Source organism: Melioribacter sp. (genome assembly GCF_049325435.1).
GTDB classification, from domain to species: Bacteria; Bacteroidota; Ignavibacteria; order Ignavibacteriales; family Melioribacteraceae; genus Melioribacter; species Melioribacter roseus.
On sequence record NZ_JBMOLD010000001.1, the window covers coordinates 20,348 to 43,462 of the forward strand.

Sequence of the window (23,115 nt, forward strand, 5' to 3'; positions counted from 1 at the left end):
CAGTCAGGCTATTTGATTTTTGTAAGCTTCTGCATCGAGAAGTTGATTTACCTGATCAGGATTCGATATTTCAATTTTAATCAGCCAGCCTTCTCCATACGGGTCTGAATTTACAAGCTGAGGTTCATCCTGTAATTTGGGATTAATTTCAATTACTTTTCCGTCTATCGGAGCATAGAGTTCGCTAACCGTTTTAACGGCTTCGATAGTCCCGAATGATTCGGACATTTTAATTTCTTCCAGTCCCGGATTAATGTCGACAAAGACAATATCGCCCAATTCGCTCTGGGCATAATCGGTAATTCCGATAATTCCCGTATTGCCTTCTACTTTAATCCATTCGTGGTCTTTCGTGTAAAGTAATTCCGCTGGTACGTTCATGACATCCTCATTAATTTATTTAAGTTTTTGTCGATAAATGAAGTATCGAAATTTCCGTTGACAAAATCGTCATTTTCAAGAATTTTTTGGTGGAAAGGAATGGTTGTTTTAATACCCTCGACTGCAAATTCTTCGAACGCTCTTCTTGCTCTTGCAATGGCGTGTTTTCTGTCGGTTCCCCACACGATCAGTTTTGCAATTAAAGAATCGTAGTACGGGGGAATGACGTATTGATTATAGACATGGGAATCGATTCTAACTCCAAAGCCGCCTGGAAAATGAAGATATTCAATTTTGCCCGGGCTGGGCCGGAAATTATGTTCAGGATCCTCTGCGTTGATGCGGAATTCAATCGAATGTCCTCTCGGCTCCAACGGCGGGGAATCGAGTCGTTCTCCAGCCGCTACGAGAATCTGCTGTTTAATAAGGTCGGTATTTCGTACCATCTCGGTAACGGGATGTTCCACCTGTATTCGAGTATTCATTTCGATAAAATAGAAATTGAGATATTTGTCGACCAGAAATTCAATTGTGCCAGCGCCTTCGTAATTGACCGCTTTGACGCCGAGCAATGCGGCTTCGCACATTTTCTGACGGACTTCCGGAGTAATCAGCGGAGAAGGCGATTCTTCAATTAATTTTTGGTGCCTGCGTTGAATCGAGCAATCGCGTTCGCCGTAGTGAAATGCGTTGCCGTAGCGATCGCTCATTATCTGAATTTCGACGTGATGAGGATTTTCAATAAATTTTTCGATATACAGGTCGGGCACGCCGAAAGCAGCTTCAGCCTCCGAACTTGCGGTTTGAAACATCTTTTCGATTTCTTTTTCTTCCCAGACGATTCTCATACCTTTACCGCCGCCGCCTGCAGAAGCTTTGAGCATTACCGGGTAACCGATTTGGGAAGCAACTTCTTTTGCAGTTTTTACGTCTTTAACTACGCCGTCGCTGCCGGGAACGACTGGCACACCGACGCTTTTCATCGTTTCTTTGGCAAATGATTTATCGCCCATCTTTCGGATAGAATCGGGCGAAGGACCGATGAATTTTATGTTCGACTCTTCGCATATTTCGCTGAATTCGGCATTCTCGGCAAGGAATCCGTAGCCCGGGTGGATAGCTTCCGCTCCGGTTATGGCTGCCGCCGACAGTATGTTTGGAATTTTCAAATAGCTGTTGCCGCTTTGCGGAGGGCCTATACAAACGGCTTCGTCCGCCAGATATGTATGTAAAGAATCGCGGTCGGCTTCAGAATAGACGGCAACGGTTTTAATTCCCATCTCTTTGCATGTACGAATTATACGTACCGCAATCTCGCCGCGATTTGCAATAAGAATTTTCTTAAACACTTTTTCCTCTTTTACGAAGTTTCGATTAAAAAGAGCGGCTGATTGTACTCAACCGGGGTTGCATTTTCAACGAGAATCTTAACGATTTTACCGCTTACGTCGCTTTCGATTTCGTTCATCAACTTCATCGCTTCTACAATACACAGAACGGTGCCGGGACTTACTTCGTCGCCGACTTTAACATACGGGTCTGCATCAGGAGCGGGAGCTCTGTAAAACGTGCCCACAATAGGCGACCTTATTTCGTGCAGATTAGACTTAGGAGTCTCTTTTTCGGTTTGTTTTTCGGTTTGTTTTTCGATTGCCGGTTCCGTCGGCGTTTGAGCCGGAACGGGAGCCGGAGCGCTTTGCGTAAATGCAACTTGAGCCTGCGAATCCGAATTTTTCGATATTTTTATTTTTACATCTCCCTCCTGAATCGAAATTTTCGATATATCGCTCTGCTCAACTATTTTAATCAGCTTTTTTACTAAGTTAATGTCCATTTTCGCCCACTATTTAATTTTTGACTCTTTCGACGTATTCACCGGTGCGCGTATCGACTTTCAATACGTCCCCTTCGTTAATGAAAAGGGGCACGTTAATTGTCGCGCCGGTTTCAACTTTAGCCGGTTTAAGCGCGGTGTTTGCCGTATCGCCTTTGAAGCCCGGCTCTGTTTCAACTACTTTAAGCGTAACAAATATCGGAATTTCCGCTGAAATAATTTTTTCGTCGTCGTCGACGAGCAGTTCGATTTCTTCTCCTTCTTTCAGATAGAGAACTTTTTCTTCCAGCAATTCTTGTGGAATTGTAATTTGCTCGTATGTTTCGTTGTCCATCAATACGAGTCCCGACGCTTCTTTATAGAGGAACTGATATTTTCTTCTCTCGACCCGAACCACGTCGACGGATTCGCCGGAGCGAAAAGTATTGTCGAGCACTCTGCCTGTGCGTAAATTCTTCAAAGTTGTTCTGACAAAAGCGCCGCCTTTGCCGGGTTTAACATGCTGAAATTCGACTATAACGTACGGTTCCCCTTTGAATTTTATAATAAGACCGTTTCTGAAATCAGATGTATCTGCCATTTATCGCACCTTCGTTTGTTGATTAATATTAACCGTTAATTCCCAATATAGTCAATTTTCCGCAAGCGCCAAATACCTGTTAACTTCCTGCATTTGCGGATAGTCTTTATATTCTTCCTGAATCTTCAGGAATATTTTTTTTGCTTCTTCTTTTTGATTTGCGTTCAAAAGAGCTATTCCGGCTTTTAACAAGTATTCCGGATTCGAAGGATTTTCTTTTGTAACGGAGGCGGCTTTTCTATAAAATTCAGCGGCGTCTTCGTATTCTTCTTTAACCTCGTAATACGCAGCTTTACCCGCTAAAGACGTAGCTTTCAATAAAGGATTGCTGCCGCCGTAATCGTCATACAATTCATACGCTTCGTCAATCTTGCCCGTAAGAAGATAACAATTAGCCAAATATATTTTAGCGGTTTCTCCCTGCTCTGTCCCTTCGTATCTGTCGACTATCTCTTTCAATCCTGTGATATTTTGAGCTTTGTCGCCTGCAATAGCCTGCTCGTACTGAGCCGCATCGTAAAACGGTATAACTTTAGTCAGAAGCGTAGCGGCCATTAAGTTGTCATTTTCTTTTTTGTTCGAATAAAGAACTACCGCTACGATTATCAGCGCAAACACCGCAGCGCCGATATAAATTTTCATCTGGTGTTCTTGGAAAAAAGTATTGAACTTATAAAATGTTGTAACGAGTGTGTCTTGTTTGATTTCTTTTTTGGTTATTTTTTTCTTCTTCTGTAACACAGTAACCTCACAATAATTTTTAAATCGAAGTAGAAATTTAGTAAATATTAGATTCCAATTCTAATATGATTGGAAAAAATCCATCCGTGATGTCCTATAAAAACTTCAGCTCTGTAGACGCCTGGTTTATCGACGGGCATTGATAATTCTGCCGTGTCTACGGATTCACAAATCTCACCGTTACGTATAATTTTCACCCGGGCGGGTTTGCCGGGCACTCTGACATTAATTTTCACATTACCGGAAAAGTCAAGCGCTTCCCCCATAAAATATTTTCGATTCTCCTTAAGCGCATAGAATTCGAAACCTTTCGCGTCGCCTCTGTAAAAGTTAGAAACGAAACATCTCCCTTCTTTCAGTGCGTTAAGAACGATATTCTTATTTTCATAGACGCTCTTAGAAGGCTCAAGAGGTTCGTCTGTCAGAACGTGCGTGCGTATCGACTTGAACAACACTTTGTAGGGAAAAACCTCGACTTCGAAGAAACCGAGCAGATTAACCTTGTGAGCATGAGCGTCGACGCCGCCAACGCCCACCACTTTTCTTTTCAAATTCAGTTTGTCCCACACTTCTATAGTTTCTTGCGGAGGCACGCTTATCGACTTGAGCGGATGGACAAAATAATTATATTTATTTTCTTCGGTCAAACCTTCCATCCACTCGGACATATGATTCCAAATTTCGATGCCGGTAAAGTCATCCGTGTCCCATTCCGTCCACGGGTAAGGCGGATGTTTTTCCATCGAGTTTCTTTTTTCGTGCGGATGCGCAATAATGCCTATTCCGCCGGCGTCTTTAACAAGTTTAACGTATTCTTTAGCGCTTAGTCGTGTGGAATAAGCTTCGTTAATTCCGATTGCCAGGAGATGGTTCTTATTTTCTTTATCGTTAATTTCGCAGCCGACCAATACAAGAGTCTTATCGTACCATCCTTCGTAGCCTTCGTGGAGAGCCCTGAGCGTATTATGGTCGGTAATAATTATATAGTCGAGCCCGGCTTCGCCGGCAAACGACGCAATTTCTTCGACCGTACCCGATCCGTCCGAGAAATTCGAATGGATATGGATTGCGCCCGTGTATTCATACATAATACGCCCGGTAATATTAACCTTCCACTTCGACGAGCGTGGTGTATTGAGTGGTTTGTTCTTTTATCAGGTCGGATAATTTTGTCATCAACAGATCGATGCGTTCGTCCTGATTGTCGTCGAAATCTTCAAAAGCTTCTTCCGAACTGAAAATATAAACTTCTTCAAAATAGTTCGATTTATTTTTTTGTTCATAAACCGAATAACTTTCCAGACCCTCTGCCTGAACAAGATTTTTTAATTCTTTTACTACGTTAAGATATTCGCTCCTTTTTTCGGGAATAATACTGTAACGGATTGAAAAAATAACTCTACTCATTTATTTCCTCTTTATAAGTTTAATAATTCGCCTTTATAAATAATTTGTGCAGGACCTGTTAAAGAGACGTCTGCAATTTTATTTCCATTCACATTGAAATCGACAATAAATTTATCGCCGCTTTTGGGATACAAAACGACCGGCGGTTTGTAATTGAATATTTTATGCGCTACAATTGCCGCCGCAGCGCTTCCCGTGCCGCACGAAAGAGTTTCGTCCTCTACGCCTTTTTCGTATGTTCTTATTTTTAATTCGGGACCTGTAAATTCGACGAAATTCACATTTATTCCTTCCGGTTCGAACCGTTCGGAATATCTGATTATTCTTCCCAGCTCAACTACCGGAAAATCAGATAATTCATCAGGCGCGGAATTTTTCAAATCGTTAATATTTATGACGAGATGCCTTGCGCCTGTGTCGATTTCGTAACCAGCGATCTTTCTGCCGGCTATTTCCAAATCCTCAATTACGTTAATCTCTCCGATATCCGAGAAATAAAATTTAATTTCGGTTTCGCTAACAATATTGCCTTTATATCGTCTGCCGGATGATTCGAAAACAATATCATTATTTTTAACTTTGCCGGCGAAACGGACGTACTTCAGAGCGGCTCTTGCTCCGTTTGCGCACAGCATGCCGCCCGTGCCGTCGGAGTTATAATAAAACATTTCGAAATCCGCTTTACCGGAATTTTTAATGCGTATGATACCGTCGGCGCCTACGCCTAATCTTCGGTCGCATATTTTCCGTATAAATTTTCCGTCTAAACTCAAATCCGGCGTTATATCATCATCAAAAAGAACGAAGTCGTTTCCCGCAGCGGAACATTTAAAAAAATAAATTCGATTCATAGCGATTTCAAATTTAATTCAATATGAAAATGAAAGCAATCAAAAAAGATGTTTTTTGAGAGATGTACGGCATTTAGACAATCTGACTTATTTTGGCGCAGACGTCTGCGAACCTGTTAAAGAAAAAAAATAAAGAGCCCTCTTTCTTCAGTATAGTTAATCACTCGTATCTGAGCGCATCGATCGGGTCTAAATTAGCCGCTTTGTACGCCGGATACGTGCCGAATCCTACTCCGATAAGCACGCACAAAAAGACGCCAATCAGCACCCAATCGACAGGAATTACAGCCGTGGCGTCGAGAAACGACCCGGCAAAATTACCGACTATAATACCGAGCACAATGCCTACAATTCCACCCAGCAGAGAAAGCGTGACGGCTTCGAAAATAAATTGAGTGAGAATATTAACTTTTTTGGCGCCGATAGCTTTTCTGATTCCGATTTCGCGCGTTCGTTCGGTAACCGAGACCAGCATTATATTCATAATACCAACTCCTGCTGCAAGCAACGCTATTGCGGCTACTACAATCGAACCGATCCTCACTCCCGATGTAATATCGTTGATTTGCGATAGCACCTGTTCGTTAGACCATATTTCAAAATCGCTCTCTTCGCCAGGCGGCACTTTCCTTATTAACCGGAAATAACCTTCGGCAAGTTCGATAAGACGATTATACGATTCTTTATCGTACGACATGACTGTAATATTCACGCTTCTGGAACGTTTGCCGTAAAACGATTGAAAAGTAGTAATCGGCATAATAGCAAAATTATCCTGGCTCTGACCAAAAACGTCTCCCTGCGACTCCAGGACGCCAATCACGCGCAATTTATGACCGTCGACTTTTACATATTGGTCGATCGGGTCAGTATTGGGAAACAGACGTTTGGCAACGTCGGGTCCCAAGACAATATAATGTTCGTACCTTTGAACGTCGCGTTCGTTGAGAGCCCGGCCGGATTCAATCTCCCATTTATTATTTGGAAACGCCTCCGGAGTGACTCCCGCCACGGGCACGTTCGGATTTGTTTCGAGATTGCCGGCTTTTAATTGTTTACCGAATTGCCATTGCTCCGCGCCCACATATTTGGCTTCGGTCAATTTTTCTTTAAGACGATAATATTCTTCTAGCGTAATATCGGGTCTGTTCCGGTATTTCATTCTTTCGGCGCGCCCGCCGGTTTGAACCGCAGGCCACTTTTGAATCTGGAAAGTGTTCTGCCCCAATTGCGATACGCCTTTTTCAATGCTCGTCTGCAGCATTTCGATTATTGTACTAATCGCAATAATCGAAAAAATACCGACAATAATTCCGACTACCGTCAATATCGAACGCAGCCGGTTTGCTTTCAAAGAATTAAACGCCACTTTAATAATTTCGATGAATTCCATTATTCATACCTCAATGCTTCTACTGGATCCAGTTTAGCTGCAGTGTACGCGGGAGCAAATCCCGATATTACGCCCGTTGCTATCGATATAACAATTGCGAGAATTATCGTATCGACCTGAACGGAGGTGGGCAAAAATTGATTGACCACAAGACTCAAAATCAGCGCTATTATTAGTCCTAAAAAACCGCCAATAAGGCAGATAATAGCGGATTCGGTAATAAACTGACTCAGGATGGTTCTCCTTTTTGCGCCGATTGCTTTTCTGATGCCGATTTCTTTTGTACGCTCTTTTACAGAGACGAACATTATATTCATAATTCCTACGGCGCCTACAAATAGCGCAAGGCCCGTAATGAATAATCCGGCTATCTGAATTACCCCTACTGTCTGATTAATCGTATTAAGAATTCCTTCCTGCTGATTAATGGAAAAGTCGTCGGGTTCGTTATATTTCAGTCCTCTTATTCTGCGCATAATGCCGATGGCTTCTTCTTTTGTAGCTTCGACCATCATACTGTTTCGGGCTCTTACGTTTATCGTAAGGCTTCTGAAGTTCTCTCCCTGAAAGTATTTGTAGATGTTTTGCAGAGGCATAAAAATCTGTTTGTCCGGATTGAAGTTGCCCATAACCCAGCTTCCCTGCTCGTCGAGAACTCCGACAACCTTGAACTTATGTCCCTTAACTCTCACAAATTCCCCAACCGCATAACCGTTCGGGAAAAGATTCTTGGCTATTTCGTAACCGAGGACTACAACGTTTCTGCCTCCCTTGCTTTCGAATTCATTGAAAAACCTGCCTTCGCTGAAAGTAAGATTTGTAGTTTTAATATACTCGTCATTTGTGCCTTGAACAATAATCGATTCGACGACTCTATCTTTATATTTAACGTTCTGATACGACCAAACTGTTGGAGCGGTAGCCAAAGGCAGCTTAGCCAATTCCTTAAATCTTTCATAATCCTCCAGTGTCAAATTCCTTCGGTTCCGCAGCTCCCACCATGGCGTATCGTTGTTGAACCATTTCCATTTATCGATATAAAGATTATCGGAACCCAACGAAGAGACACCTTTTTGGAATGCGTTGTCAATGCCGTTTATTGCCGTCGACATAAGCACGACCGACGTAACGCCGATAATAATGCCGAGCGTAGTCAGTACAGAACGCGCCTTGTTGGAAGCGATTGCTCTAAACGAAATAATCAAGCCTTCTTTCAGTTCATATAAATACTCTTTCATATCGAATCCTTTATGTTTTTGAAGCGCCGTTCTTTTGAGGAACATAACGGTTAAGAACTTTCTCGTCTTTTTCTATCAAACCGTCGCGAATTCTTATAATTCTTTCTGCGTGTTCGGCTATATATTCTTCGTGAGTGACAAGAATAATAGTATTACCTTGTTCGTAGATTTCGTTGAAGAGAGCCATAATATCTTCGCCGGTTTTAGTATCGAGATTACCCGTCGGCTCGTCGGCGAGAATAATTGCAGGATCGGTTACAAGCGCTCTTGCAATTGCGACTCTCTGACGCTGACCGCCCGAGAGTTCATTCGGTTTATGATGAATTCTGTCGGCAAGTCCCACTTGTTCGAGAGCCAATCGGGCGCGTTCTTTTCTTACGTGAGCCGGCACTCCTGCATAAATCAAAGGCAGTTCCACATTGTGCAATGCGTCCGAACGTGGAAGTAAATTAAAAGTCTGGAACACGAAACCAATTTCGCGATTTCTGATGGCAGCCAGTTCGTTGTCGCTCATTTCGCTTACGTTAACGCCCTTGAAATCATACAAGCCTTTCGTCGGAGTATCGAGGCAGCCGATAATATTCATCAAAGTCGATTTACCTGAACCCGACGGACCCATAATGGCGACGTATTCACCTTTGTCGATTCGCAACGATACATCCCTTAGAGCATGAACTTCTTCGCTGCCCACCTGATATATTTTTGCAATATGTTCAATATTGATTATGTTCATAGCATTACCGCCTTATTTTTCGTTTTGTGCCAATTTTGACTTGCCTGATGTTACTGTGACAGTTTTTCCGTCTTCAAGTTCTTTCGATATTGCACGATAAGGACCGCTGATAACTTCTTCGCCGCCTTGCAATCCTTCGATAATTTCGATATAATTATCGTCGCTTATGCCGGTCTTCACTTTAACCATTTTGGCTTTTCCGTTTTCAACAATAAAAACCACTTCCTGCGGTTTATTTTTCCTGTTGTTTTCTTTAACGTTGTCTTCGTCGCCTTCCTCCGATTTTTCAGGTTTAGGCACTCTGGCTGTAACGCTTTGAATCGGAACCGCAAGGACGTTTTCTTTGGTCTCCGTTTCAATGTCTGCATCGCACGACATTCCCGGACGTATTTTATCGTCTTTATCGGTCAAACGAATTTTAACTTCGAAGTTGACCACCTCATCCTGCGTTCCCAGTCCCGAAGTTATTGCGCTGTTGCCAATCTGAGTAACAATTCCTTTGAACACTTTGTCGCCGAAAGCGTCGATATTAATCTTAGCCGTGTCTCCGATCGACACGAGCACAACGTCGTTTTCATCCACTTCAACCGTAGCTTCCATATTATTCAAATCCGCAACCGTTAAAAGCTCCGTGCCTGTAAAGCCGCTGCCGATGACTCTTTCGCCCAGTTCTACGTTCAATTTGCTTATGGTGCCGTCCATCGGCGAATAGACATAAGTTTTATTCAGAGTTTCGATAGCCTCTTTCAAAGCCGCTTCGGCTTGTGAGACCAAGGACTTTTGCGATTCGTAATTGCCGAGAGTTTGCAAATAATTCGAGCGGGCGGCTTCAAGATCGGCGTCGCTTGCCAATCCTTTCTGAGTCAATTCCTGAACGCGTTTGTAATCCGATTCGACTTTTTCGAGCAAAGCTTTTGTAGAACTCAACGACGCGCGAGCCTGTTGAAGACGGGCTTCGGCGCTGTTCTTCTGAGCTTCGTAGATATCGGGTTTAATCCGCAAAAGCAATTGTCCTTTTTTGACGTGGTCTCCTTCTTGAACCAACAGACTCACAATTTCGCCCGTAGCTTCGGCTGCAATTTTAACCTGAAATTCGGGATTAATTTTTCCCGTTGCAGTTACCACCTGCGTTATAGTGCGTCTTGAAACTTTTTCGGTTTGTACGGGAATAATTTCTTCTTTATTACCCGCAAATGCAACCAGGAGAATTACAACAACAAGCAACAATCCCAGTCCGCCGAAAACAAATAATTTTTTTCTGGATTTCTTTTTCCCATTAGCCATTTTAATTAACTCCTTTTATTCAAATTTTTTGTAATCTAATTTACCGAGAGAATTCTGCAGCCTGTCGTACTTCGTATAGAAATCATACAACGCGTTGATTTTGCTCCTTACCGCGTCGATATAATCCCTGTCGGATTGAAGCACGTCGAGTATGGTGCCGGCGCCCAAATTGTAGCGTTCCTGATTTAACTTGCGATTTTCTTCCGCAGCCATGACGTTTTTAGTGGCTACGTCGAGACTCTTTTTGGCAGCGGTCAGATCGAGGTAACCCTGTTTGATTTCGATTTTAATCTGTCTTTCGAGCGCGTTTAAATCTTCGTTAATATTTTTAAGATTTACTTCAGCCAGCTGAATTTGATTTTCTGTCGACCAATTTGAGAATATCGGTATGCTCAAAGTAGCACCTATGTAGAAAACTTTCCTGTCGAACAATTTATTTACATCGACCGAAGAAGTCGACCAGGAGTAATTTGCCGAGAGCACAGGGAACAATCCCGAGCGCGCTATATTAAGACCTTTACGCGCGGAGTTCAGATTGAATTCCAAACTCTTATAATCGAATCTGTTTTCCAGCGCATAGTTGACCATTGTCTGTATATCGTCGAAATCTTTCATATAAAAATCGGTATCGATGCTTTTCTTCCCCTCGAACGGATCGACAAGGTCGTAATCTTCGAGCACGTCGAGTCCCAAATAATTCAGCAGATTGCTTAATGCCGTTTCATAAGTATTGCGAGCCTGTATCAGTTGAAGTTCCGCGTTGCCTAGTTGCACCTGCGCCGTATAGACGTCGGCTTTTGCGACGGAACCCAACTTATTTTTTTCACTAACCGTTTCGTAAAATTTCTGGTAATATTTAACGTTTTCTTCGCGGACTTTCATCAATTCGCGCGCGTTCAATACCTGATAAAAATAATCGGTGGTTTCGTAGACCACATTTTGTTTAACTTTTTCGAGATTATACTCGGCGGCTTTCAAATTATATTTCTTTTGATAGATATTTGACACATTAGCAAGACCGTCAAACAGCACCAGATTGCCTCCCATACCTACCGAATAGTACCGGCTGTCCGTTTGGGAGGGGGGAATTTCGACTACATTGCCGAAGAAATCTCTTTGAGTGCCGCCAACGTCGTTAACCCGCTGCCAGTTCCATTGAGCCTGCAGCCCGAAAGAAGGCAGAAGTTCGCCGTAAGCATTCTTGAGTTGAGAATAATTTGATTCGATATTATTCTGAGTTTTAATTAGCGCAGTGTTCCGGTCGAGCGCTATCGATATTGCCTTATCGAGCGTTAATTTTTTCTGAGCCGTTATAGGGACGGCGGTCAGAATAATTAATAATGGCAGAATTACTTTTTTCATTATCACTCCTATTTGTGCTCTTTATTTGCACCGAATTTACATTGATTACGACGCAATATTAAAAAGAAAGTTTCAAGATTTTCAAAATTATTTTTCTTTCTTTAAATATTCGTCTTTTATTTGCAAAAAATAATTATATGCGTCTTCGTAAGTATTTTGAATTTTACCGTCGAGAATAGCCTCTTCGATTGCCTTCTTTATTTCGCCGACTGTTCTCGATGGGGGGATGCCGCAGACTTTCATAATTTCGTCTCCGCGCACGGGCGACTGGAACGCCCTCAACTTGTCTTTCTCCTGAACTTCTTTAACCTTTTCCATAACGCGGTCATAATTCGACAGATACTTGCTAACTTTTTCGGGATTCTTGCTTGTGACGTCGGCGCGGCATAATGTAATCAAATCGTCTAGATCTTCGCCCGCCGCCGCCGCCAGTCTTCTTATTGCCGAATCGGTAACATGCTCTTCCACCAGCGCGATGGGACGCAGATGAAGCCGTACGAGCTTTTCGACATAATGAAGTTTATTCATCGGCAATTTCAATCGATGAAAAATTTTCTTCATCATTCTGGCTCCTATTTCCTCGTGTCCGTGGAATGTCCATCCGATTCCTTCGATAAATTTTTTGGTTTTCGGCTTGGCTATATCGTGCGCCAAACCTGCGAATCTCAGCCATATATTATCCGTTACTTTAGCCAGATTGTCGACAACAATGCAAGTATGATAAAAAACATCTTTATGATGAAAATCTTTGCGTTGTTCCACTCCGCCCAATTCGGCTATTTCCGGAAACACAACTTTCATTATGCCGTTTTCATACATCAACTTAAGTCCAATCGAAGGCGCCGGCGCGGCAAGTATCTTAAAAAACTCTTCCGTAATTCTTTCCTGCGAAACGATTTTAAGACGCTCGGCCATCTGCGAAGCCGCTTTCAAAGTATTTTCTTCTATATCAAACTGGAGCTGAGCGGCAAATCTGACTGCGCGCATAATGCGGAGAGGGTCGTCGTTGAAAGTTGTCTCCGGATCCAAAGGCGTTCTTATTACCTTGTTTTCAATATCGTTCAAACCGCCGAATTTATCGATTAACTCGCCGAAAGAATCTTTATTCAACGAAAGCGCCAATGTATTGATGGTAAAATCCCTGCGGTTCAGATCGTCATCCAGCGTTCCCGGAGCAACTTCCGGATTTCTGCTATGCCTGTTGTACGATTCCTTTCGAGCTCCCACAAATTCGAAAGAAATTCCCTGATAATTAAAATGAGCGGTGCCGAAATTCTTATATATTGTAACCTTACCCACATTGAATTGATTTGCAAGTTCTTTTGCAAATTCGGGTCCGTCGCCGACCACCAGGAAATCCATTTCATCCCTGCTTCTTTTCAAGATTATATCTCTGACAAATCCTCCTACGAGATATACCTTCTCGTTTCTTTTACTTGCCAGTTCGGTAAAATTTTTTAAAAAGTCGTATTTGGATAATTCTTTTTTGAAATCAATCATAAGCCGGAATATTTGTTTTGAGTTCTGTGTCTCCAGAAAAATTCACGAACCAATTGACCATTCTCAGATTTTCGGCTGTTATTTCCCGCCAATAAATACCGTCGATTCCTTTTGCGGCGCTTATGGCTATTTCTTTAGCTATTTTCAGATATCCGTTTTTTAATGCGCATCGAGATAATTTCATCAACAGAAAAATATTATTTTCATCCGTGTTGTCGATATATTTGAATTTATTCAGCGCCTCCGTAAAATCGTCTTCGCTATTCATCAAATCGCATAATTCGTATAAGACTTCATAAGCTCCGTTTTGCAGCGCGTCGAGCAATATTTTTTTCTTAGCGGCGCTGTCGCCGGTCAAGTACTCTTTGATTCGATTCTGTTCGATTAAATATATTTTCAATGAAGAATTGAAATAGTATCCGGGATTCAGTTTCATCTTTTTAATTTCCTTATACAAACTGAGGGCGCCCTCAAAATCATTTGCCAAAGCGGAAACGTCCCCGTACGATAATTTCAATACGTAAATATAAGGAGTTTCGTTAAAGTTTTTAATTTCTTTTGAAAGAATTTTTAACGCTTCCGAATATTTTTTTTGCGCCAAGTAAGATCTGATCAATCCCTGTAACGATGCATACGATTTCGTCTCGGAATAAACTTTTTCGAATATTTGCGTCGCTTTCAAAAAATCTTTCTGATTATAGTATCGATATCCCCTGTTTGTTTCACGCGCGGCGTAACGGACGCAAGTTTTTTTGAAAATGGGTTTGCCGCCGAAATAAAGCCGCGCCGCCTCTTTATTATTTATTTCGGGAAGATTTTGAAGAAAATCGTAATATTCTTCGATAACCGCGTCGGGCGTTTTGTTGAATGTTTTCACAAAATCGTTCGAGCCGTAATATTCAATCACATCGTTTATGCCGTATTTGTCGATCAAATATTTAACGAAAGACCCTGCATATACGTATGAAACGCCCGCGTAATTGGAATAGAAGGAAAAATCCGTGAATAATTTTTTAATATCCGTACGGTATCCGTTATCGTACGCTAACTTTGCCATAAAATGCACCGGATAACCGTAATAATTATTATCCAATGCTGAGGCTGCGCCTTCCAGAAGCGCCGGATTCAACGGTATATAAAATGGCGGATTTGAATATTTAGCCATCAGAGCATGCACGATTTCATGTTTCAGAGTCGATTCGAAGCCGCCGACGTCGGTAAATATTTGATTAGTCCACGGTTTTGACATATCCACGCTCCCGCTGCCGAACAATTCTTTTTTCTGCCGGCTGTCCCTGAATAAATAAACCTGAATTTGTTCACCTTTAGATTCGAATAGGTCGTTTAGTCGTTCGTAATAATATTCGAACAGCAATACGGCATACTTCCCGTATCCGTAATCCGTCGGCGCATATATTTGTGCGTGTCGCGTTTCGATATGCAACCCCAGCTTATTTTGCAATAAATTTTTGTTCGTAGCAAATCCGAGAACCGGTTTGAATATCCAGATCGTAAACAACAATGCGGCTATTAACGCCGCCAGTATAGTATTGTTTAATATTTCTCTCTTCTTATTTTCCAGCGATGCCAGCAGAATTACAAACCCCGTCAATAAACTGAAAACTCTGTAATAAATAAGTTTATCGGTAATAACTATACTCTCGTCGTAAATTGTGCCCGAAAAATATCCGAAGATCGGATTATAAAAATAAACTTGAGGGTAGAAATAAAATTCAATTAACGATAACGATAGTAATATTATCGAGAAAAGAATGAAAACAACAAAGCGATGTTTTTTGAAAATCAGTTTAATTATATACGCCGCGACGGAACCGGTCAGAAGAGAAGGCAGAGTAATAATAAAATAAAAAGCGATACCGTATTCAACGGGACAGCGGTTGACGAACAGATAAATCGAGAAGCCGGAGATCAGAACAAGAAGGGCGACGCTAAATAATTTGATTGAAATTTTGCGGTAAGCTGCAATAACGCTGTCTGATTCGTCGGAGTATTTTAGAAAAACAAGACCGCCCGCTATAAACAGCAGTATGCCGTTCAAAGCGGAGAATTCATAATCGAATGTATTAAAAAGCGGGAGTCTGGAAATGAGCGCTTCAAAGAGAGCCAGGACACCTAAAATTATTAAAAAAAATTTATTGTCGTAAAAACGCTTTTTAATACTCATCGGTTTTTACTCTTTCGATATCCGCTCCGAGTGTTTTTAGTTTTTCTTCGATTCGTTGATATCCCCTGTCGATATGATAGATTCTAAGTATTTCCGTGGTTCCCGAAGCAGCCAATCCGGCAAGCACCAACGAAGCGCTGGCTCTCAAGTCCGTTGACATAACTTTTGCGCCCGTTAATTTTCCCACTCCTTTAACCACGGCGCTGTTGTTGACAACTTCGATATTCGCGCCCAATCTCGCCAATTCCGGAACATGATTGAATCTGTCGGGATAAATCGTATCCGTAATTGTAGATGTGCCATTAGCCAAAGACATCAATGCAATCCATTGAGCCTGCATGTCTGTCGGAAATCCGGGATATACGTCTGTAGTTACATCCACATTTGCAATCGCCCCGGTCGAGCGGAGTGTTATTTCGTTTTCATTGCTTTCTAAACGGAATCCGGCTTCTTCCAATTTAATTAAAATAGTATCCACGTGATTAGGCATAACGTTGCAAAGGGTAACGTTGCCGCCTGTAATTCCCGCTGCAATCAACAAAGTTCCGGCTTCAATCCGATCCGGAATGTTATAATAGTCGGCGGGACTAAGGGTATCGACTCCTTCAATTTCAATCATTTTAGTTCCGATACCGTTTATCTTAGCGCCCATTTTTGTCAGATATTCGGCTAACGATACTATTTCAGGTTCGGTCGCGGCATTTGAAATAAGCGTCGATCCTTTTGCCAGCGCGGCAGCCATGAGCGTATTGCCTGTGGCTCCCACAGAAGGTACGTCGAAATGAATTTTGGCGCCGCGAAGACGTTTTGATTTAGCAATTATATAACCGAGTTCGAGTTCTATTTCTGCGCCCAATTTTTTCATGGCTTCCAAATGCAGATTAATCGGACGCGGTCCCCAGGCGCATCCTCCGGGCATTGAAACTTTTGCATAGCCGAATCGCGTCAAGAGAGGTCCCAGCACATATATCGAAGCCCTCATTTTCTTAACCAATTCATACGGAGCAACCTGATTATTGACATTCGAGTTGTCGATCGTAAGACGATGTTTGTCGAAATTAATATTAGAGCCCAACTCGGTCATTAATTTAATCATTGTATGGATATCGTTCACTTCGGGAGTATTTTCGATAGCGTTAATCCCGTCGTTCAACAAAGTAGCAGGCATGAGAGCCAGCGCCGAATTCTTGGCGCCGCTGACATCGACTTTGCCTTCCAGTATTTTGCCGCCTCTTATTATAAACTTTTCCACATTTCCTCTAAAATATTTTAAAAATCATCCCGTTAACGCCGACCATAAATAATTCACGTTCCGGACTCAGTTCCAGGTCGTTCATATTGGAATAAATTCTGCTTTCAATCAGATTCCATGTATTGCCCTTGTCTTTCGAGAACATTAATATACCCTTGCTTCCCGTTACCACGGCGTAATTTTCGGAAATGAAGAGTACTTTTTGCAAGCCTCCCAATTCAGCGACTTTTTCGATTTCCCAATCTTTGCCGTAATTTATCGATCGCAGAATAGTAGCATCTCCCCCCGCAGCCAGACAATATCCTTCTTTGGTAATATCAATCGATTTTATATAATTGTCGAATTTTACGTTTTCAATCGGATGCCAGCTTTCTCCCCCGTTTTCGGTTGTTAACATAAGCCCGTTCCACCCCACTGCTATACCATGTCTGTCGTTTGAAAAATCGAGGTCGAAAATCAAATCCTTTGTATTTGTAACCACTTTATACCAGCTGATTCCTCCGTTGACTGTTTTCATAATAAGACCGTCGCTGCCCGTAATAAATCCGGTTTGCTCGTCGATAAATTTCACTCTGAAAAAAGTATACCCTCCCCGCACCTGAACAGTCCTTATCGAATCGAGAAAATTTGCGCTGTATAAAATTGTCGAGGAATCGCCGACAATAATGGTCTTGCCGAGCGGCGAGCAATAAACGTCGCTTAGATTTACTTTTTTGTCGTAGCCGATAAGTTTCCAATTTTGTCCGTTATTATTCGAAGTCAGTATGACGCCCGAATCTCCTACTGCAACGGCAAAAGTATTTCCCGAGAATGAAATTCCGTTGAGATTGACGTCAACGGGCGATTGGATTCTGACAATTTCCTTGAAACTGAATTCGTCTTCGGGCGACGAAAAGAGCGCTTCTATATTGTACTTTTTCAATTCTTCCAACGCGTTACTTTTCAGAAGTTCGTCCACCTGAGTATAAACGAAATACGAAATACCGATTAACACAATAAAAAAGAGAGCAAAAGCCGAGGCTGACATAAATTTATATGTGGCAGAGCGCGCTTCGGTTTTTCTGAAATAATTCGTGTAAAGTTTAGCCACCTGCTGGTCAACGCGTTGTACTTCTTCGTACATTTCTTCGCATGTAGCATATCTGTCGTTAGGATTTTTAGCCATTGCTCTCAAAATCAATTCGTCGACTATTTCCGGAATTCCGGCGATTGCCGACGAAATTTTTGGAGGCGACTTTTTGAGATGGCTGTCCATAATCTCGTATTCGCTTTCATAATCGAAGGGCGGATGTCCTACAATCATTTCGTATGCCGTACAGCCCAATGAATAGATATCGCTCCTGTTCGTAACGTCGTAGCCTTTAATCTGTTCGGGACTCATATAATAAACGGTGCCGATTTTAGCGCCCGTTTTTGTTACCGCGGAATCGTCGAATAAGGATTTCGATATACCGAAATCCATCACCTTGGCGACGCCTTCTTTATTCAAAACAATATTGGAAGGTTTAATGTCTCTGTGCACAAAACCTTTCGAATGAGCATAGCCGAGTCCGAGCAAAATCTGCTTAAGAATATAAAACACGTCGTAAAGATTGAATCTGCCCTGTCTTCTTAAAATTTTGTCGAGACTTTCGCCTTCGACATATTCCATCACGATACCGAGCAGATTGTCGTATTCGATAAAACCGTAAACCGTGACGATGTTCGGATGCGACAATTTTGCCTGGTTTTTCGCTTCCCTCTTGAATCGTTCGATAAACTTAAGGCGGTCGTACATGTCGGAATTCAACATTTTTATGGCTACAAAGCGGTCAAGCTTGGTATCGTAGGCTTTATATACAATTCCCATGCCGCCCTTGCCCAGAACGGAAACAATCCTGTAATTATCGATTTGAATTCCGATAAGATTTTGCATAAGCCCGTTAAAATTGACTAATTAATATAAAAAATTATTGATATAACATTCCTTTCAATCTCCTTGAAAAGGGAAGAATTTTCGGCAAATTATTTAGAATTTCAACAATCCAGTCGTCTGAATTCTCTTTTATTTTTAACTTTATTTGCATATTTTTGCAAGTCATTGCGAGAGTGGCGGAATTGGTAGACGCGCTAGACTTAGGATCTAGTGTCACTGCGACGTGGGGGTTCGAGTCCCCCCTCTCGCACTATTTTATAACAAAAGATCAGAGGTATATTTGGACTTCAAAGTAAATCAATTATCCGATTCGTTACAGGAACTCGAAGTAAATTTATCTTACGACGAAATTAAGCCCGAAATCGAAAAGGCTTACGAAGAAGAAAGAAAACATATTGCCATTGACGGCTTCAGAAAGGGAAAAGCTCCCCTTTCGATTATAAAAAAACTCTACGGCGAAGCTATCGAATACAAAGCTTCGGAAAAAATTGCCACTAAAAAATTCTGGGATATCGTAGACCAGGAGAAGCTTCAACCGATAAGCACTCCTCAACTTACCGATATCGATTTTAATATCGGCGAAAAGCTTTCTTTCAAAATTCAGTACGAGATTATGCCCAAAGTCGACGTTAAAGACTATAAAGGGCTCGAAATCGAAAAACCCGCGTTCAAAGTAAAAGAAGAAGAAATCGAGAAGGAAATCGAATATCTGCTGAAACCCCATTATAAGTATGAAGAAGCCGATACGGTTGAATCGAAAGAATACAAAATAACGGTCGATCTTCAGCAACTCGACGAATCAAAAAATCCGGTTCCGAATCAAAGAAGCGAAAACGTAACTATCGATTTGAACGACGAAAAAGTTAATCCTCAGATTTTCGAAAATGCCAAAGGCAAAAAAGCAGGCGATAAATTCGATTTCAGTTTCGTCGACGAACATTATCACGGCGAGGAGCTTCACCGCCAGGAATATAACTACGAAGTCGAAATCAAAAAAATCGAGAAATTGGTCAAGCCGGAACTGAACGAGGAATTAATCAAGAAAATCTCCAACGATAAAGCTTCGACCATCGAAGAATTGCGCGAGTTGATGAGAGATAATTTCAAAAAATATTACGATAATCAATCCGAACAAATCTTTACCAATTCTCTCTTAAACAAAGTTGTGGAGAATAACGATTTCACTCCACCTTCGGGATTGGTTGAATCGCTGCACAAACGCTTTATTGAAATGGAAAAAGAAAACGCCCGACGTTACGGTCAGAAAAACGTCGACGAAAAACAACTTGCCGAATATCTTAAGCCAAGAGCCGAATGGACGGCAAAGTGGCAAATAATAATGACTAACATTGCCGAAAAAGAAAACATAAAAGTGGAAGATTCCGAGCTGGAACAATTAGCCAAAGAAGAATCCGAAAAGACGGGCATAAGCGTCGACAAACTTGTTAAGTATTATAAAGATACAAACAGAGCCGACTATCTGCTGGAAGACAAAGTAATTAAATTCCTGAAAGATAATGCGGTAGTCAAAGAAGTTGATCCTGAAGAAAAGAAGAAAAAAGAAGAAGGGAAAAAAGAAAATGAAGAATGATTTTTTCACCGATATCGAATCAATTAAAAAACACGAAATTTTCAATCAATTGGTGCCTTATGTAATCGAGCAGACGGGTCGCGGCGAAAGGGGTATGGACATCTTTTCGCGGCTTCTGAGAGAACGTATAGTATTTTTGGGAACAGCCATCGACGATCATATCGCAAGTCTTATAATTGCGCAGTTATTATTCCTGGAAGCCGAAGACCCGGATAAAGACATCTATCTCTATATCAATTCGCCGGGTGGCAGCGTTTCTGCCGGACTGGCAATTTACGATACTATGAAATATATCCGCTCGAAAGTATCTACAATATGCGTCGGTCTTGCGGCTAGTATGGGAGCGGTTCTTTTGGCAGGAGGCGAAGCCGGAAAACGTTCGGCGCTTCCCCATTCCAAAATTATGATTCATCAACCGTGGGTCGGAGGTTTGCAGGGACAAACCACAGACATCGAAATTCACGCTAAAGAAATGATCAAAACACGCGACACTATTTACAAAATACTTGCCGAGCATACGGGTAAATCGTACGAACAGATTGCCAAGGACTGCGACAGGGACTATTTCATGACCGCCGAAGAAGCTAAGGAATACAACCTGATTGACAATATCCTGACTCACCGTGTTAATCCATCGGACAATAAATCTAAAAAATAAAAAAAGGGGGTTTATAACCCCCCTTTTTTATTATTCAAATATTAATGAGGTGTCTATGTCCCGCTTTAAATTAATCGTAATTTGTTTTCTTTTAGCGCCGGCATTCATTTTCTCGCAAAAGAAAAACTTTACCGTCGAGGACGTTATAATCAATGCGTATTCCAAATTGATGCCGGAGAACCTGAGCCAGCTTCAATGGATTCCCGCAAGTCACGATTTCTCGTTTGTCAAAGATAAATTTATTCTCGCAGGCTCGGTCGATTCCGAAAAATACGATACGCTTTCCTCTTTGGACAAAATAAACGCCCTTCTTTCAGAAAAAGGTTACGATAAGATTAACTACTTACCGCCAATTTCCTGGATCGACGAAAACGAATTCAACTTTATTTACGACAATAAATTAATACGCGTAAACGTAGAAGCAAACACCGCCGAGGTAATCAACAGAGCCCCGGAAGAAGCCGAAAACTTAACTGTGGCTCCCAATAACCGGTATCTGGCTTTTACTATCAAGAACAATTTATATGTTAGTCTCGACGGCAAAGAATTTAAAGCCGTTACGAACGAGCCGGACAGCAATATAATATGCGGACAGTCGGTCCACAGAAACGAATTCGGTATTAACGGCGGTATTTTCTGGTCGCCGAACTCGGATTTCATAGCTTTCTATCGAATGGACCAAACTATGGTTTCAGACTATCCGCTGCTCGACATCTCATCTAAACCGGCGCGCATAAAGAATATAAAATACCCGATGGCGGGACAGGCGAGCCATCACGTAACAGTCGGAATCTATAAAATAGATGACGAATCGACTACTTGGTTAAACACAGGCGAACCGAAAGACCAGTATCTTACTTCGCTTACGTGGTCGCCCGATCAAAAAAATTTTTTCATTGCTCATCTCAATAGAGACCAAAACCATCTTAAGCTAATTAAATATGACGTGAGTTCAGGAGAACCGGTCAAGACTCTCTTCGAAGAAAGGGACGATAAATACGTGGAGCCGGAGACGCCTCTTTATTTCATCCCGGGTTCGCCGAATAAGTTCGTCTGGTTATCCGAGCGCGACGGTTACAAACACGCTTATCTTTACGATACAGACGGCAATCTTCTCAAACAATTGACAAAAGGCGAATGGGTTATAACCGACTTTGACGGATTCGATAAAGACGGCAAATATTTATTCTTCACCGCCACAAAGGAATCGCCGCTCGAAAGGCATTATTATCGCCTCGAATTAAAAAACGACAAACTCGAAAAAATAACCAAAGAACCCGGCACGCACTCTGTTCGCCGCAGCGACGACGGCGACTTCTTTATCGACAATTACTCGAATTACGATACGCCGAGAAAAATAGTTCTTGCCAATTACAATAATACTTTGAGAAACCTGCTGACAGCCGACGATCCGTTATCGGAATACAATCTGGGCAAAACGGAAGTATTTACCATAAAAAACAAGGAAGGAATCGATCTCTACTGCCGTATGATTCTTCCTCCCGATTTCGACCCCGCTAAAAAATATCCGGTAATTTTCTATGTCTACGGCGGACCGCATGCTCAGTTGATTACCAATTCATTCGGATACGGCAGATATTTCATCTGGTTCTACATGATGGCTCAAAAAGGTTATATTGTTTTTACGCTCGACAATCGCGGTTCCGACAACCGGGGACTCGAATTCGAACAAGCTACTTTCAGAAGATTGGGAACTGTTGAAATTGAAGACCAATTATGCGGCGTGGAATATCTGAAAAAATTATCGTATGTCGATACTTCCAGATTCGGAGTATTCGGTTGGAGTTACGGCGGATTTATGGCCGCTTCTTTGATGCTCAGGACGGGCAATCAATTCAAAGCGGGAGTAGGCGGCGGCGCGGTTATCGACTGGAGTCTCTACGAAGTAATGTACACCGAGAGATATATGGATACTCCGGAATCGAATCCCGAAGGCTATAAAGAGTCGTCGCTTCTGAATTACGTTGATAACCTGAAAGGGAAATTACTCCTTGTTCACGGCACATTCGATCCCGTAGTCGTATGGCAACATACTCTGCTCTTTGCCGAAAAGGCAATGCATTTGAATAAACCGCTCGATTATTTCCCGTATGTCAAACACGAGCACGGCGTAAGAGGAAGAGACGCTCTTCACCTTTATACTAAAATTACAGATTATTTCGTCGATAATTTATAGAGGAACTCTAGCC

20 protein-coding genes and 1 tRNA gene are annotated in these 23,115 nt (G+C 42.0%); 4 read left to right on the plus strand and 17 right to left on the minus strand.

Annotated elements, in window-relative coordinates:
* Positions 1 to 3: 3 nt before the first annotated feature.
* The 17 genes from gcvH to ACOYVE_RS00195 form a co-directional block, all read right to left on the minus strand.
* Positions 4 to 381 carry a glycine cleavage system protein GcvH gene (gcvH, locus tag ACOYVE_RS00115; protein ID WP_014856954.1) on the minus strand — a complete coding sequence of 126 codons (378 nt, stop codon included), beginning with the start codon at positions 379 to 381 and terminating at the stop codon, positions 4 to 6.
* Positions 378 to 1,730, minus strand: coding sequence for an acetyl-CoA carboxylase biotin carboxylase subunit (gene accC / locus ACOYVE_RS00120; RefSeq protein WP_014856953.1), 1,353 nt, complete (start codon positions 1,728 to 1,730; stop codon positions 378 to 380). Before accC ends, gcvH begins: the two co-directional genes overlap by 4 nt.
* An 11-nt stretch (positions 1,731 to 1,741) precedes the next feature.
* On the minus strand, positions 1,742 to 2,215 hold the full coding sequence (accB, locus tag ACOYVE_RS00125) for an acetyl-CoA carboxylase biotin carboxyl carrier protein (protein WP_014856952.1): 474 nt from the start codon (positions 2,213 to 2,215) through the stop codon (positions 1,742 to 1,744).
* Positions 2,216 to 2,228: 13 nt separating this feature from the next.
* Positions 2,229 to 2,795: an elongation factor P gene (gene efp, locus ACOYVE_RS00130; RefSeq protein WP_014856951.1), complete on the minus strand. Its 567-nt coding sequence runs from the start codon at positions 2,793 to 2,795 to the stop codon at positions 2,229 to 2,231.
* Between the two features lie 51 nt (positions 2,796 to 2,846).
* Positions 2,847 to 3,437, minus strand: coding sequence for a tetratricopeptide repeat protein (locus ACOYVE_RS00135; protein ID WP_157867401.1), 591 nt, complete (start codon positions 3,435 to 3,437; stop codon positions 2,847 to 2,849).
* 146 nt (positions 3,438 to 3,583) lie between these two features.
* Positions 3,584 to 4,624, minus strand: coding sequence for a CehA/McbA family metallohydrolase (locus ACOYVE_RS00140; RefSeq protein ID WP_014856949.1), 1,041 nt, complete (start codon positions 4,622 to 4,624; stop codon positions 3,584 to 3,586).
* A gap of 16 nt (positions 4,625 to 4,640) precedes the next feature.
* On the minus strand, positions 4,641 to 4,943 hold the full coding sequence (locus ACOYVE_RS00145; RefSeq protein WP_014856948.1) for an antibiotic biosynthesis monooxygenase: 303 nt from the start codon (positions 4,941 to 4,943) through the stop codon (positions 4,641 to 4,643).
* Positions 4,944 to 4,954: 11 nt separating this feature from the next.
* On the minus strand, positions 4,955 to 5,794 hold the full coding sequence (dapF, locus tag ACOYVE_RS00150; protein ID WP_014856947.1) for a diaminopimelate epimerase: 840 nt from the start codon (positions 5,792 to 5,794) through the stop codon (positions 4,955 to 4,957).
* 160 nt (positions 5,795 to 5,954) lie between these two features.
* Positions 5,955 to 7,187 carry an ABC transporter permease gene (locus tag ACOYVE_RS00155; protein WP_014856946.1) on the minus strand — a complete coding sequence of 411 codons (1,233 nt, stop codon included), beginning with the start codon at positions 7,185 to 7,187 and terminating at the stop codon, positions 5,955 to 5,957.
* Positions 7,187 to 8,425 carry an ABC transporter permease gene (locus ACOYVE_RS00160; protein ID WP_014856945.1) on the minus strand — a complete coding sequence of 413 codons (1,239 nt, stop codon included), beginning with the start codon at positions 8,423 to 8,425 and terminating at the stop codon, positions 7,187 to 7,189. Before ACOYVE_RS00160 ends, ACOYVE_RS00155 begins: the two co-directional genes overlap by 1 nt.
* A 10-nt stretch (positions 8,426 to 8,435) precedes the next feature.
* Positions 8,436 to 9,158 (minus strand): ABC transporter ATP-binding protein, encoded by a 723-nt coding sequence (locus ACOYVE_RS00165; RefSeq protein WP_014856944.1) that lies wholly within the window; start codon positions 9,156 to 9,158, stop codon positions 8,436 to 8,438.
* Between the two features lie 12 nt (positions 9,159 to 9,170).
* A complete protein-coding gene (locus ACOYVE_RS00170) occupies positions 9,171 to 10,442 on the minus strand; it encodes an efflux RND transporter periplasmic adaptor subunit (protein WP_014856943.1) in 1,272 nt (423 codons plus the stop codon).
* Between the two features lie 15 nt (positions 10,443 to 10,457).
* Complete coding sequence (locus ACOYVE_RS00175) at positions 10,458 to 11,804, minus strand: TolC family protein (RefSeq protein WP_014856942.1); 1,347 nt, start codon at positions 11,802 to 11,804, stop codon at positions 10,458 to 10,460.
* Positions 11,805 to 11,891: 87 nt separating this feature from the next.
* Positions 11,892 to 13,304 carry a CCA tRNA nucleotidyltransferase gene (locus tag ACOYVE_RS00180; protein WP_014856941.1) on the minus strand — a complete coding sequence of 471 codons (1,413 nt, stop codon included), beginning with the start codon at positions 13,302 to 13,304 and terminating at the stop codon, positions 11,892 to 11,894.
* Positions 13,297 to 15,489 carry a tetratricopeptide repeat protein gene (locus tag ACOYVE_RS00185; RefSeq protein ID WP_422880467.1) on the minus strand — a complete coding sequence of 731 codons (2,193 nt, stop codon included), beginning with the start codon at positions 15,487 to 15,489 and terminating at the stop codon, positions 13,297 to 13,299. The genes ACOYVE_RS00180 and ACOYVE_RS00185 overlap by 8 nt, the downstream gene beginning before the upstream one ends.
* A complete protein-coding gene (murA, locus tag ACOYVE_RS00190) occupies positions 15,479 to 16,741 on the minus strand; it encodes a UDP-N-acetylglucosamine 1-carboxyvinyltransferase (RefSeq protein WP_014856939.1) in 1,263 nt (420 codons plus the stop codon). The genes ACOYVE_RS00185 and murA overlap by 11 nt, the downstream gene beginning before the upstream one ends.
* 7 nt (positions 16,742 to 16,748) lie before the next feature.
* Complete coding sequence (locus ACOYVE_RS00195; RefSeq protein WP_014856938.1) at positions 16,749 to 18,656, minus strand: protein kinase domain-containing protein; 1,908 nt, start codon at positions 18,654 to 18,656, stop codon at positions 16,749 to 16,751.
* 167 nt (positions 18,657 to 18,823) lie between these two features.
* Between ACOYVE_RS00195 and ACOYVE_RS00200 the strand changes: the two genes are divergently transcribed.
* From ACOYVE_RS00200 to ACOYVE_RS00215, 4 genes are all read left to right on the plus strand, one after another.
* A tRNA-Leu gene (locus tag ACOYVE_RS00200) sits at positions 18,824 to 18,906 on the plus strand.
* 30 nt (positions 18,907 to 18,936) lie between these two features.
* Positions 18,937 to 20,247 (plus strand): trigger factor, encoded by a 1,311-nt coding sequence (gene tig / locus ACOYVE_RS00205; RefSeq protein WP_014856937.1) that lies wholly within the window; start codon positions 18,937 to 18,939, stop codon positions 20,245 to 20,247.
* Positions 20,237 to 20,905 carry an ATP-dependent Clp endopeptidase proteolytic subunit ClpP gene (gene clpP / locus ACOYVE_RS00210; protein ID WP_014856936.1) on the plus strand — a complete coding sequence of 223 codons (669 nt, stop codon included), beginning with the start codon at positions 20,237 to 20,239 and terminating at the stop codon, positions 20,903 to 20,905. Before tig ends, clpP begins: the two co-directional genes overlap by 11 nt.
* A gap of 55 nt (positions 20,906 to 20,960) precedes the next feature.
* On the plus strand, positions 20,961 to 23,102 hold the full coding sequence (locus ACOYVE_RS00215; protein WP_014856935.1) for a S9 family peptidase: 2,142 nt from the start codon (positions 20,961 to 20,963) through the stop codon (positions 23,100 to 23,102).
* Positions 23,103 to 23,115: the final 13 nt, after the last annotated feature.